Annotated in this window: 9 protein-coding genes and 1 riboswitch; of the genes, 3 read left to right on the top strand and 6 right to left on the bottom strand. The window is 71.3% G+C overall.

Annotated elements, in window-relative coordinates:
• Window positions 1-3 precede the first annotated feature (3 nt).
• Complete coding sequence (locus tag L3i22_RS51135; RefSeq protein ID WP_221324598.1) at window positions 4-1,257, top strand: MFS transporter; 1,254 nt, start codon at window positions 4-6, stop codon at window positions 1,255-1,257.
• 210 nt (window positions 1,258-1,467) lie between these two features.
• Here the strand turns inward: L3i22_RS51135 and groL are convergent, their stop codons facing one another.
• Window positions 1,468-3,090 carry a chaperonin GroEL gene (groL, locus tag L3i22_RS51140; protein ID WP_221324599.1) on the bottom strand — a complete coding sequence of 541 codons (1,623 nt, stop codon included), beginning with the start codon at window positions 3,088-3,090 and terminating at the stop codon, window positions 1,468-1,470.
• 438 nt (window positions 3,091-3,528) lie between these two features.
• Between groL and L3i22_RS51145 the strand changes: the two genes are divergently transcribed.
• Together L3i22_RS51145 and L3i22_RS51150 are read left to right on the top strand one after the other, a co-directional pair.
• Window positions 3,529-4,035, top strand: a complete 507-nt coding sequence (locus L3i22_RS51145; protein ID WP_221324600.1) for a GNAT family N-acetyltransferase — start codon at window positions 3,529-3,531, stop codon at window positions 4,033-4,035.
• The gene (locus tag L3i22_RS51150) at window positions 4,035-4,487 is read left to right on the top strand and encodes a hypothetical protein (RefSeq protein ID WP_221324601.1); all 453 of its coding nucleotides are present in this window, start codon (window positions 4,035-4,037) and stop codon (window positions 4,485-4,487) included. The genes L3i22_RS51145 and L3i22_RS51150 overlap by 1 nt, the downstream gene beginning before the upstream one ends.
• Before the next feature lie 221 nt (window positions 4,488-4,708).
• On the opposite strand, the gene thrC is transcribed toward L3i22_RS51150, so the two are convergent.
• From thrC to L3i22_RS51175, 5 genes are all read right to left on the bottom strand, one after another.
• Window positions 4,709-5,992, bottom strand: coding sequence for a threonine synthase (gene thrC, locus L3i22_RS51155; protein WP_221324602.1), 1,284 nt, complete (start codon window positions 5,990-5,992; stop codon window positions 4,709-4,711).
• Window positions 5,993-6,003: 11 nt separating this feature from the next.
• A riboswitch (SAM riboswitch) is annotated at window positions 6,004-6,136 on the bottom strand.
• Between the two features lie 463 nt (window positions 6,137-6,599).
• On the bottom strand, window positions 6,600-7,655 hold the full coding sequence (locus tag L3i22_RS51160) for a GNAT family N-acetyltransferase (protein ID WP_221324603.1): 1,056 nt from the start codon (window positions 7,653-7,655) through the stop codon (window positions 6,600-6,602).
• A gap of 12 nt (window positions 7,656-7,667) precedes the next feature.
• Window positions 7,668-8,531: an ABC transporter permease gene (locus tag L3i22_RS51165; RefSeq protein ID WP_221324604.1), complete on the bottom strand. Its 864-nt coding sequence runs from the start codon at window positions 8,529-8,531 to the stop codon at window positions 7,668-7,670.
• The gene (locus L3i22_RS51170) at window positions 8,528-11,233 is read right to left on the bottom strand and encodes an alpha/beta fold hydrolase (RefSeq protein WP_221324605.1); all 2,706 of its coding nucleotides are present in this window, start codon (window positions 11,231-11,233) and stop codon (window positions 8,528-8,530) included. The genes L3i22_RS51165 and L3i22_RS51170 overlap by 4 nt, the downstream gene beginning before the upstream one ends.
• Before the next feature lie 48 nt (window positions 11,234-11,281).
• Window positions 11,282-11,869, bottom strand: coding sequence for a hypothetical protein (locus L3i22_RS51175; protein WP_221324606.1), 588 nt, complete (start codon window positions 11,867-11,869; stop codon window positions 11,282-11,284).
• Window positions 11,870-11,939: the final 70 nt, after the last annotated feature.

An 11,939-nucleotide genomic window follows, 5' to 3' on the forward strand; every position in this document is an offset into this window, starting at 1 on the left:
ATTATGAAACTTACTGCGTTCTGGCGTTTGTGGACCGCGGGGGCGACGAGCCACCTCGGTTCGGCGGTCACCGGCGTGGCCCTGCCGCTGGCCGCACTGACCGTGCTGCACGCGTCCGCCTTCGAGATGGGCCTGATCACCGCCGCCACCTACCTGGCGTACCTGCTGATCAGCCTGCCGGCCGGGGTGATCGTGCAGCGGCTGCCGCTGCGCCGCATCCAGGTCGGCGCCGACCTCGTCCGGGCCGTCGCGGTGGCCTCCATCCCGCTGGCCTGGTGGGCCGGGTGGCTGACGATCGCGCAGCTGATCGGGGTCGCGCTGGTGGTCAGCTTCGCGACCGTGCTGTTCGACGTGGGGAACCAGACGTTCCTGCCGACGATCGTCCCGGCCGAGCAGATCCAGTCCCGCAACAGCCTCAACTCCGGCATGCACGCCGCGACCCAGCTCGGCGGGCCGTCCCTGGGCGGTCTGCTGGTGCAGGTGCTCGGGGCGGTGCCGACGCTGCTCACCGACGTGGCGAGCTACCTGTTCTCGGCGGCGCTGCTGCGCACGCTGCCGGAACGCCGGGTCGAGCCGGACCGGGACCGGCCGCCGATGCTCGTGCTGATCCGCGAGGGGTTCGGCTACGTGGTCCGGCACCCGATCATCGGCCCGTGCATGTGGGACGCCACCGCGATCAACTTCGTCTGCGGCGCGCAGCTCGCCCTCTTCCCGTTCTACCTGGTCCGCGAGCTGCACACGGCGCCCGGCCTGGCCGGCCTGCTGCTCGCCGCGGACGGCCTGGGCGCGCTCGTGGGTGCGGCGCTGACCACCTGGTTCACCAGCCGGTTCGGCACCGCCCGAAGCCTGATGATCACCGCGGTGACCGGCGTGGCCGGCGCGCTGATCATCCCGCTCGGGACCGGGGCGGCCGCGTACCTCGCGTTCGCGGCCGGCTGCGTGATCTTCTCGGTCTCGACCGTGGTGCTGAGCGTGACCACCCGGACGTACCGGATGACGGCCAGCCCGCCGGAGCTGCTGTCCCGGGTGATCGCCACGGTCAAGTTCGTGTCCTGGGGCGCGATCCCGATCGGCGGCCTGGTCGCGGGCGCGCTGGCCGGGCCGCTCGGCGCGCGGACGACGCTGCTGCTGTTCGGCGCGCTGACCGCGATCTCCCCACTGATCTACCTGTTCTCCCCGATCCGAAAACTCCGCGACCTGGAAGACCTCGCCATCCCCACCCCACAAGATCAAAACCTGTTGTCCCGTACGCCGTGAGCCCCGCCCCGCGGCAGCCTCCCGCACAGCCGGCCCGCCTCGCGGGAGCCGCACGCGAGGGCGGGAGTCGCGGCGCGGCCCGGTGACGGCACCGCCTCGCGCGCCGACGCCACGGGACCGGGCTGACGGCCGTACCGCACAAGGTTGTTGAAATGCGAAAAGGCGGGCCGCCGAAGCGACCCGCCTTGACTCAGTACTTCAGGGCTGGACTCAGAAGTCCATGTCCCCGCCGCCGGGGCCACCGGCCGGAGCCGGGTTCTTCTCCGGCTTGTCGGCCACAACGGCCTCGGTGGTGAGGAACAGCGCGGCGATCGACGCGGCGTTCTGCAGCGCCGAGCGGGTGACCTTGGCCGGGTCGATGATGCCCGCGGCCAGGAGGTCCACGTACTCACCGGTCGCGGCGTTCAGGCCGTGACCCGCGGGGAGGTTGCGCACCTTCTCCACGACGACGCCACCCTCGAGGCCGGCGTTCACGGCGATCTGACGCAGCGGGGCGTCCAGCGCGACCTTCACGATGTTCGCACCGGTCGCCTCGTCGCCGACCAGGTCCAGCTTGTCGAACGCGGTCTTGCCGGCCTGAACCAGCGCGACGCCACCACCGGGGACGATGCCCTCCTCGACGGCCGCCTTCGCGTTGCGAACGGCGTCCTCGATGCGGTGCTTGCGCTCCTTGAGCTCGACCTCGGTGGCCGCGCCAACCTTGATCACCGCAACGCCACCGGCCAGCTTGGCCAGGCGCTCCTGCAGCTTCTCACGGTCGTAGTCGGAGTCCGAGCGCTCGATCTCGGCGCGGATCTGGTTGACCCGGCCCTGGATCTGCTCGCCGTTGCCGGCGCCGTCCACGACGGTGGTCTCGTCCTTGGTGATGACGATCTTGCGGGCCGAACCCAGCAGGGACAGGTCAGCGGCGTCCAGCTTGAGGCCGACCTCCTCGCTGATGACCGCGCCACCGGTGAGGATCGCGATGTCCTCCAGCATGGCCTTGCGGCGGTCACCGAAGCCCGGGGCCTTGACGGCGACGGACTTGAAGGTGCCACGGACCTTGTTCACGACCAGGGTCGCCAGGGCTTCGCCCTCGACGTCCTCGGCGATGATGACCAGCGGCTTGCCGGACTGCATGACCTTCTCCAGGACCGGGAGCAGGTCCTTGACCGCGGAGATCTTGCTGTTCGCGATGAGGATGTACGGGTCGTCGAAGACGGCCTCCATCCGCTCCGCGTCGGTCATGAAGTAGGCCGAGATGTAGCCCTTGTCGAAGCGCATACCCTCGGTGAGCTCGAGCTCGAGGCCGAAGGTGTTGCTCTCCTCGACGGTGATGACGCCTTCCTTGCCGACCTTGTCCATCGCCTCGGCGATGATCTCGCCGACCGTGGTGTCACCGGCGGAGATGGAGGCGGTGGAGGCGATCTGCTCCTTGGTCTCCACGTCCTTCGCCAGCTGCGACAGCGCCTCGGAGACGCTCGCGACAGCAGCCTCGATGCCCCGCTTCAGGCCGAGCGGGTTCGCACCGGCGGCCACGTTGCGCAGGCCCTCGCGGACCAGCGCCTGGGCCAGCACGGTCGCCGTCGTCGTGCCGTCACCGGCGACGTCGTCGGTCTTCTTGGCGACCTCCTTGACCAGCTCGGCGCCGATCTTCTCGAAGGTGCCCTCGAGCTCGATCTCCTTGGCGATGGATACACCATCGTTGGTGATCGTGGGAGCGCCCCACTTCTTCTCGAGAACGACGTTGCGACCCTTCGGGCCGAGCGTCACCTTGACCGCGTCGGCGAGCTGGTTCATGCCGCTCTCGAGGCCGCGGCGAGCTTCCTCGTCGAATGCAATGATCTTGGCCATACGGCGTTGTCCTCCCGGACATCCGCGGCGCCGGGCCTGCTCGGCCCCGCCCGCACATTGAGGAAGTCTGTGGACGTCACCACCTGGCGATGTGACGTCCTCAGGCCGAGCCGGATAGCCCGCGACGACCGGTTTCGTGCCCCGGCACCGATGGCGGCGCCGTGACCGGAACCCCACCGTCCCGACCTGCTTGGCACTCACAGGTCGCGAGTGCCAATCACTTGTTTAGCACTCCGGGGTACCGAGTGCAAGAAACCCCATCTTCCCGCGAATCGCCGGGCCCGGCCCGCGAACCGGTTAAAGATCTTCAGCCCCTGGTCAGGGCGATCCTTAAGCTCTGCGCGAAGTCCCACGCCGCGCGATCCGTTCGCGGACACCCCGGTCCCGTTTAGGGCAAGAAGGTTGCCCGCGCCCGCCGCTGGGAGTAGTCAGGACGACATGGAGAGTTGGACCGTACGCCGGGTCACCGCGCACGACGCCGGGCGGATGCGCGCCCTTCGCCTGGAGATGCTGGCCGACAGTCCGCTCGCCTTCCTGGAGACGCTCGCCCAGGCCGCCGCCCGCTCGCACGAGGGCTACCGGCAGCGCCTCGACATGGCGGCCGCGGGGCCGGAGCTCGCCCAGTTCGTCGCCGATCCGGGTGACGGCCCCCTGGTCGGGCACGCCGGCGGCACCTCGATCCCGGACGAGCCGCTGGTCACCGTGGTGTTCTCGGTCTATCTGACGCCCACCCACCGGGGCGGCAAGGTGCTGGCCGGCCTGGTGGAGGCGGTCGCCGACTGGTCCACCGCGGCCGGGCGGCACGAGCTGATGCTGGAGGTCGTGGTCGGCAACGGGCGGGCCGTCCGGGCGTACGAGAAGCTCGGTTTCCAGGACACCGGCGTGCGCCAGCCGCACCCCACCGTGCCGGTCCTCACCCAGCTCCAGATGCGCCGGCGGATCTGATGCCGGCCCGGCGCCGCCACCTCGCGCGGACGGTCCTGACCGCCGCGAACGGGACCACCGGCGCCGGGTTGCTGCTCGCGCTCGTCACCCGGACGAGGGTCCGCCGGGGGCGCGACGGGGTGCTGATCGCCGAGGGCTGGCGGCTGCCGATGCCACCGGCGTCCTGCTTCACGGTCGGTTCGGTGATCATCACGCGGCGCAGCGCCGAGTGGCTGCTGGCCGAGGAGCGGGCCGCGCTGTTCGCCCACGAGAGCCGGCACGCCGGGCAGTACGCGGTGCTCGGCCCGCTCTTCTGGCCGGCCTACTGGGTCGCTTGTGGCTGGTCGCACGTGGCGACCGGCTCGTGGGGCGCGCGCAACTGGTTCGAACGCCACGCCGGCCTGGCCGACGGCGGATACCCGGAGGATCTCCCGCTGCGCCCGTGGATCCACCGGATCCGGCGCAAGCGATAGGAATTTGGTCGGGAGGACGGAACGCACAGCGCCTCCGGCACGTGGCCATTGGGTCAGCGCTGGGGTCGTTGGGTCCCTCGAGATTGTCGCCAAGCTCAGGTGAGGGGCCTCTTACGGCGTCGCGTCCTCCCGCGACAAGCATCTTCCCGATCCCGAGATCGGCGCGCAAGTCCTCGGAGGAAGGAATATTCAACAACCGGCAGATAGCCGATTACCGACAGTTATCCCAGCAGGCCGGCCTCGCGAGCGGCCCGCAGCGACGGCTTGATCCGGTGGGTCGGGCCGACCTCGGCGGCGATCGCGTCCAGCGTCTTCAGACCCTCGCCGGTGTTGTAGACGACGGTCTCCTTCGCGGGGTCCAACTTGCCGCTTTCGACCAGCTTCTTCAGCACCGCGACGGTGGTGCCACCGGCTGTCTCGGCGAACACGCCGGTGGTCCGGGCCAGCAGGCGGATGCCCGCGCGGATCTCCTCGTCGTCCGCGTAGTCCATCCAGCCACCGGTCCGGCGGACCGCCTCGATCGCGTACGGCCCGGCGGCCGGGTCGCCGATGTTCAGCGACTTCGCGATGCCGGTCGGCTTCACCGGGGTGATCACGTCGGTGTCGTTGTGCAGCGCCACCGCGATCGGGTTGCAGCCGGCCGACTGCGCGCCGAACACCGTCCAGCCGCCCTCCGGCGCCTCGACCAGTCCGATCTCGACCAGCTCGCTGAACGCCTTGTCCACCTTGGTGAGCAGCTCACCGGAGGCCATCGGGATGACCACCTGCGCCGGGATCCGCCAGCCGAGCTGCTCGGCGACCTCGTAGCCGAGGGTCTTCGAGCCCTCCGCGTAGAACGGGCGGACGTTCACGTTCACGAACGCGGTGTCCTCGAACTCGTCGGTCTCGACCAACTCGCTGCAGAGCCGGTTCACGTCGTCGTAGGAGCCCTCGATCGCGACCAGCTCACCGCCGTACACCGCGGTGGTGACGACCTTGCCCGGCTCCAGGTCGCTCGGGATGAACACGATGCTCGGCACCCCGGCACGGGCCGCGTGGGCGGCCACCGAGTTCGCCAGGTTGCCGGTGGAGGCGCAGGAGAACCGGGTGAAGCCCAGCTCCTTGGCGGCGGTCAGGGCCACCGAGACGACCCGGTCCTTGAACGAGTGGGTCGGGTTCTGCGAGTCGTCCTTGATCCAGAGCTGGCCGGTGATGCCCAGCTCGGCGGCCAGCAGCGGGGCGCTGACCAGCGGCGTCAGCCCGGGATCGAGGGTCACCCGGGTCGCCGGGTCCTGCCCCGCGGGCAGCAGCGCCGCATAGCGCCAGATGTTCTGCGGGCCCGCCTCGATCTGGGCCCGGGTCACCCGCGCGAGCGCGGCCTCGTCGTAGGCCACCTCGAGCGGGCCGAAACACTCGTAACAGGCATGCTGCGCGGCCAGCGGGTATTCGGCGCGGCACGCGCGACAGATCAGGCCGCGGGCGGGCGAGGTGGTGATAGCAGCAGGTGCACTGACGGTAGACGTCATCGAGGCCTTCCCTCTCATCTTTCCCGGCGGCGACCTGCCGGCGGGACGGAATTAGCACCTGCCGCGCGCGGCCTCGTCATCGAGACATACGCGGTGGTTGCCGGGGCTTCACAGGGCCGTTCCCTCTGCCCCTCTGGATGAGGTATTCAGTTGTTTCCCGAAGCTTACGACGAAGCTTCGGGTTCTCCCCAGTGACTTCCCGATGTGTGAGCGACCCCCTACATCGGCAGCCCGGGTTTCACCCTTTGAAGATCAAGTTCTTTTTTGCCTCGGCTGCGGCCAATAACTGACCGCCGCTCCCGCGGGGACCCTTCCGGGCCTCGCAAGGGCGCGGGGCGCCCAGAACACGAGACCCTCCAGGGCGACGTCCGAGGGTGGTTGCGCTCTACCCCAAGATCCAACCCCACGGGAGTTATCCACACCGATGGGTTATCCACAGCCCCCCACCACGATCTTGGCAATTCGAGCCACAATTACGTCAGAGGCGGTGGCCCCCCGTGGTGGGTGGGTCCTGCTCTTCGCCAGTGGGGCATGTGGGCCTTTGTCAGTATTCGGCGTTACTCGTGGGTCTTTGCCCTTATTCAGGGGTATGTGTTGAGCTTTGCCCTCAGGTGGTGGGGTCGGTCAAGGAGCCCACGCAGGCGAACTGGGTGGCCACCGGGCGATAGCCGAGTCGGTCGTTGACCGCCAGCATCGGCAGGTTGGACTCGTCGTTGCTGGTGAAGGCCATGGTCGCGCCGGTCGCCGCGGCTCGGATCAGGGCCTCGGTCTTGACGCGGCGGGCCAGGCCTCGGCCGCGGAGGTCCGGGACCGTTGCGGTCATGTCCGACCAGATCCGGGTGCCGTCGCGAATCACCAGGGAGAACGAGACGATCTCGGTTCCGCGCAGGGCGATCGTGCTGGCGCGGTGGTCGAGGCCCGGGTTCTCCCAGATGTCGTGGCACCAGGCGGCGAACGGCAGCGGCTGGGGCGGGACGTCGCCGGGCTCGTCGGTCGCCGCGGCCACGTCGGCGGCGTACAGCTCCTCGGCGGTGATCTCGATCAGTGAGGCCAGCCGGACGCCCGGAGGGAGATCGGCGGCCGGCGGAAGGTCGGCAGCGGCCGGCTTGACGGCGCCCGGGGCCGGAGGCAGGGCCTCAGCGGCCGGAACGAAGGCGCCAGGGGCCGAGGCCGGGGTTGCGGCGGCTGCGGCCGGGGTTGGGGCGAGGTGGCGGTGGGGTGGGGTGAAGGTGGTCAGGTCGAGGGCTGAATAGCGCAGCTCGCGGGTGGGCTCGAAGCCGCGCCTGCGGGCGAAGGCCACCCCGTCCGGCACGGCGATGGTCGAGGCCCGGCGGATCCCCACCGACCGGAGGTGGTCGGCGGCGGCCTCGAACAGGGCGGTGCCGATGCCGCGGCGGCGGGCCGCCGGGTGCACCTGGAGCAGGGAGATCCGGCCGAAGTCCGGCTCGGCCGAGCGGCCGTCCCGGCTCGCCGACACCCAGCCGACCAGGTCGCCGTCGAGCTCCACGGCGAAGGCGGCCCAGTCCTCGCCGGGGGGCGGTTCGGCGATCATGCGGTTGGTGCGGGCTTCACCTCGTACCAAATAGGGGTGGATCTCGGTGTTGAGCGCGACGACCGCGGCGGCATCGCTCGGCACGGCCCGGCGGAGGAGGAAGTCAGCCATCGGGCGATCCTCTCAGGACGTGATGTCCTTGCGGGTGAAGCGGAAGAAGGCGATGCCCCAGAAGACCACCGCGTAGATGATCGCCGAGATCGCGCCCTTCGCCAGGTCCTCGGTCTGGACCGGGGTGGAGAGCAGCCCCATCCACGCGTCGCTGTAGTGGGTGGGCAGCGCGTTGCGGATCGAGCCGAGCGCGGTGATCTGGTCCAGGATGCTGGAGAGGATCCAGAGCAGCACGGCGCCGCCGACCGCGCCCAGCGCCGCGTCGGTCAGCACCGACAGCAGGAAGGCCAGACCCGCCACGACCAGCAGGATCACCGCGAGGTAGGCGAGGATCCCGAGCAGCCGCAACACGCCCTGACCGGGCGGGATCTGCGACGCGATGGTGCTGCCCAGCGGATGCCAGCCGTAGCGCAGCGTCCCGACCAGCAGCCCCGTCCCGGCCAGCAGGAACAACGCGACGAACGCATAGCCCAGGGCCACCACCAGCTTGACCGCGAGCAGCCGCGCCCGCGGGACCGGGATGGCCAGCAGATAGCGCAGGCTCCCCCAGCTCGCCTCGCTGGCCACGGTGTCCCCGGCGAACAGCGCGAAGACCACCACCAGCAGGAAGCCGGCCGAGACCGCCAGGCAGAACAGGGCGAAGTTCAGCCCGCCCGAGGTGGCCAGGTCGACCAGGCTGCTGAACGCGCCGCCGCCGTTGCCGTTGTCGTCGCCGTTCCCGCCGCCGAACTCGAAGGCGACCAGGATGATCAGCGGCAGCAGCACCATGAAGCCGAGGGCCAGCTGGGTGCGCCGCCGGGACGCCTGCCGGCGGATCTCGGCGACGATCGGCAGCGTCCGTGACGGTCGATAGCCCGTCGCCGCAGAGGTGCTCATCGGTCTCCACTCCCCCGGGAGTTGTCGCCCACCAGGGCCAGGAACGCGTCCTCCAGGCGGCGGCGCGGGACCACGCGGTCGACGCCGACGCCGGCCCGGACCAGGGAGGCGACCAGCTCGGCGCGCGGTGTGCCGTTCATGTCCACGATCAGGCCGGAGGCGCCCTCCGGGGTGACCGAGCGGACGCCCAGCCCGGTCAGGATCGCGGTGGCGGCCGGCACGTCGGTCACGTCGATGGTCACCGACGGCGACTCGCCGACGATGTCGTCGACCGGGCCGGACGCGACGATCCGGCCCTTGTTCACCACCACGGCGTGCGTGCAGGTCTGTTCCACCTCGGCGAGCAGGTGGCTGGAGACCAGCACGGCCCGGCCGTCGGTGGCGTAGCGCTGCAGCACCCGGCGCATCTCGGCGATCTGCGGCGGGTCCAGCCCGTCCGTCGGCTCGTCGAGGACCAGCAGCTCGGGCAGGCCGAGCATGGCCTGCGCGATGGCCAGCCGCTGGCGCATGCCGTGGCTGTAGTTCTTGGTCCGGCGGTGCACCGAGTCGCCCAGGCCGGCGATCGTCAGGGCCTCGTCGAAGCGGGCGTCGGCCCACGGGCGGCCGGTGGCCCGCCAGTACGCCTCCAGGTTCTGGTGCCCGGTCAGGTGCGGCAGGAAGCCGGGGCCCTCGACCAGCGCGCCGACCCGGGACAGGATCTGCGCGCCGGGGACCAGCCGGTGCCCGAAGACGTGGATCTCGCCGGCCGTTGGGGTGGTCAGGCCCATCAGCACCCGCAGCGTGGTCGTCTTGCCGGCGCCGTTCGGCCCGAGCAGGCCGACGACCTGGCCGCGCTGGACGGTGAAGCCGATCTCCTCGACCGCGACGAAACCGTCCTGGTACGCCTTGCGCAGGCCGGTGACGACCAGCGGGGTGTCGGCGAGGTCCGGGTTCACCGCGGTCACCCGGCGGCGACGGCGCGCGCGCCGGATCAGCAGCAGCACGGCCAGGCCCAGCAGCAGGGCGACGATCAGCGCGCCCAGCACGTACCAGTAAATTGCCGCCGGCGACGCGATCGGCGTGCCCACCAGGGTCGGCAGCGTCAGCTGCCCCTCGACCGCCACGGTGTAGGTCACCGGCGCGGCCGGCGTGAGGAACGCCTGGTCCGAGGTGGCGACGACGACCCGCAGGGTGTGCCCGGCCTCGAGCCGCCGGACGATCGCCGGCAGCGTCACGGTCACCGGCTGCGCCGCGCCGATGTCGGTGGGCAGGCCGGTCAGCCGGACCGGGGCGACCAGCCCGGCGCTGAGCGTCGGCGCGCCGCTCTGGTCGACGTCGTAGAGCTTGACGAACAGCGTCGCCGTGCCGGTCGGCGACGCGGCCCGCAGCCGCACCGTGGGCGCGCCGGCGACCTCGATCGCGCCGGTCAGCGGCGCGGTGGCGAAGGTGGCGTGCTGCCCCGGGACGTCGCTGGCGACGTTGCCGCTGAGCAGCGAGGAGAGGCGGCTGCCGAGGCCGGGCAGCGAGGAGAGCGCGCCGGGGTTGCCGTTCGGCGGGTTCGCGATCGGCTGCGCGGCGCCGGTGAGGTCGAGGGCGGTGCTCCCGGTGCCGGTGATGCCCGGGTACGCCGTCGCCGAGTACCCGTTGGTGACCAGGTCCCGGTCCATCGCGCTGAAGCCGGCCACCCGGGACCAGGTGAAGTCGTTGTCCGGGGTCGCGCCCGTGCCCTTGAGGTAGTGGTCGAGCCACTGCACGGTGAGGAACTTGACCCGGTCCTGGTCCGAGCCGGGCCCGGCGCCGCCGTCGTGGCCGCCGGTGAACCAGGCGACCTTGACCGGGGTGCCGGTGGCCGCGATCCCCTTGGCGTTGTAATCCGCCTCGGAGAGCGGGAAGAGCGTGTCCACCGCGCCCTGGATCAGCAGCGACGGCGCCTTGATCCGGTCGAGCACGGTGGCCGGGCTGGACTTCCGGAGCAGGTCGAGGGTGGCCTGGTCGGGCGTGCCGGTGGTGGCCATCGTCAGGTACGCCTTGCAGACGTCGGCGGCGAAGCGCCCGCAGGCCGGGTCGTCCCCGCCGGAGCTGGAGCCGAAGAAGACGCCGGCCCAGCCCTTCTTGAACACCCCGGTCGCGCTCGTCTCGGCGGACTGCGGGAGGAAGGCGCGGCTCAGGTCGTTCCAGGTGATCGACGGGACGATCGCGTCGACCCGCTGGTCCTGGCCGGCCAGGAGCAGGGCGAGCGCGCCGCCGTAGGAGCCGCCGACCACGCCGACCCGCGGGTCGCCGGCCGCGTCGGTCTGCACCTCGGGGCGCGCGGCCAGCCAGTCGAGCAGCCGGGACGCGTCCTTGACCTCGTAGTCCGGGCTGTCCAGGTGGATCTCGCCGGTGCTGCGGCCGAAGCCCTGCGCGGTCCAGGTGAGCACCGCGTAGCCCCGGGCCGCGAGGGACTCGGCGTCCGAGCGCACCGAGTCCTTGCTGCCGCCGAAGCCGTGCGCGAGCAGGATCGCCGGGACCTTGCCGGAGCGGTCCCGGGGCAGCAGGAACCGGGCGTCCAGGTCGACCGGCTGGTCGTCCCCGGGGCCGGACCGGACGGTGATCCGCAGATCCTGAGCGGTCCAGGCGGTGCGCTCGGGCAGCACCGCCCAGATCGTCGCGGCGGCGATCAGGACGAGCACCACCGCGGCGGTGACCGCCCGGCGCCGGGTCACCCGGGGTAACGCTGACATGGCGCCCAACCTAGCCGGGCGCGCCTGAGCATGACCTGTGAAGCCCGGTCAGCAGCCCTGACCGGTAGTGAACACCTTCGTCACGGTCTCGGTCGTCCCGGCGGTCATCGCGGTCACCTTGTCCGCGGTGATCTCGAGGAGCAGCGTGTTCGCGCCGGACGGGACGGCCCAGCCGGTCGCCCCGCCGGTGCCGGTGAGCACGGCGCCGCCCGGGTACGCCGCCTGCACCTGGGCCAGGCTCTGCCCGATCGGGGTGCCGGTCCCGCCGGTGACCCGGACCTGGGCCAGCTTGCCCTGGGCGAAGACCAGCGACGGCGGGTTGAAGACCGCCGCCCCGGTCGCGGTCACGCAGTCGTCGCCGGTGTCCTTGGGCGATTCGACCATGCCGTCCGCGTCCAGGTCGGCCCGGGCCGTGCCGATCTGGAACGCCCCGAAGCCGGTCGCGGCGACCGGGTCCGCGCCCGGGCGGGCGGTGGCGCCCGGGATCTCCGGCAGCGGCGGCTTGGACTCGTCGATCTCGCTGGGCGAGGCCGACGGGGCGGGCCCCTGGGCGGCGGGTTTCTTGTCGTCGTCACTGCAGCCGGCCAGGCTCACGGCGAGCGTCACAGCGGTCAGTACGGCCAAACGGCGCTTCATGGACAGCCCTCTCCCCCGACGCCGCGGGGCGATCCGTTCGACCCCGGGCGGATAGCGTTGACACCCTAGA

The sequence above is a fragment of the Actinoplanes sp. L3-i22 genome (assembly GCF_019704555.1).
In the GTDB taxonomy this organism is placed as follows: Bacteria; Actinomycetota; Actinomycetes; order Mycobacteriales; family Micromonosporaceae; genus Actinoplanes.

What these genes read in the sequence shown, in the direction of transcription:
- L3i22_RS51135 (WP_221324598.1), top strand. Translation starts at nt 4, where the DNA reads ATGAAACTTACTGCGTTCTGGCGTTTGTGGACCGCGGGGGCGACGAGC.
- groL (WP_221324599.1), bottom strand. Translation starts at nt 3,090, where the DNA reads ATGGCCAAGATCATTGCATTCGACGAGGAAGCTCGCCGCGGCCTCGAG.
- L3i22_RS51145 (WP_221324600.1), top strand. Translation starts at nt 3,529, where the DNA reads ATGGAGAGTTGGACCGTACGCCGGGTCACCGCGCACGACGCCGGGCGG.
- L3i22_RS51150 (WP_221324601.1), top strand. Translation starts at nt 4,035, where the DNA reads ATGCCGGCCCGGCGCCGCCACCTCGCGCGGACGGTCCTGACCGCCGCG.
- thrC (WP_221324602.1), bottom strand. Translation starts at nt 5,992, where the DNA reads ATGACGTCTACCGTCAGTGCACCTGCTGCTATCACCACCTCGCCCGCC.
- L3i22_RS51160 (WP_221324603.1), bottom strand. Translation starts at nt 7,655, where the DNA reads ATGGCTGACTTCCTCCTCCGCCGGGCCGTGCCGAGCGATGCCGCCGCG.
- L3i22_RS51165 (WP_221324604.1), bottom strand. Translation starts at nt 8,531, where the DNA reads ATGAGCACCTCTGCGGCGACGGGCTATCGACCGTCACGGACGCTGCCG.
- L3i22_RS51170 (WP_221324605.1), bottom strand. Translation starts at nt 11,233, where the DNA reads ATGTCAGCGTTACCCCGGGTGACCCGGCGCCGGGCGGTCACCGCCGCG.
- L3i22_RS51175 (WP_221324606.1), bottom strand. Translation starts at nt 11,869, where the DNA reads ATGAAGCGCCGTTTGGCCGTACTGACCGCTGTGACGCTCGCCGTGAGC.